This is a genomic window from Sedimentibacter sp. B4 (genome assembly GCF_000309315.1).
In the GTDB taxonomy this organism is placed as follows: Bacteria; Bacillota; Clostridia; order Tissierellales; family Sedimentibacteraceae; genus Sedimentibacter; species Sedimentibacter saalensis.
In genome coordinates, this window is sequence record NZ_CANG01000833.1 from 1 (window position 1) to 242 (window position 242).

At 70.2% G+C, this 242-nt stretch carries 1 protein-coding gene; it reads left to right on the forward strand.

Features of this window, described 5'->3' with window-relative positions; all coding sequences use genetic code 11:
* A partial coding sequence (locus BN358_RS27035; RefSeq protein WP_198018496.1) for a hypothetical protein occupies positions 1-242 on the forward strand: 242 nt, incomplete at both ends.

The following is a 242-nucleotide window of genomic DNA, read 5'->3' on the forward strand; positions in this document are numbered from 1 at the left end:
GACCATCGCGTGATCGTCGTCGCCCCGTCTCTGGGACGCGAAGTGCTCGCCACCTTCCAGGTGAACTCGGTCAAGCAGACCCTCAGCTGCGCCGTCGTGCTCATCCCGGACGCAGGGCAGCGCCGAGCGCTGTGCTCCCTGGTCGGCGCCGTCCCGATCCCCTGGGAGGACCTGCGCGCCGGCTACATTCCCACCGCCGACCTCGGCACCTGCGCCACCTGGGTGAGCAGTCCCGACCGACT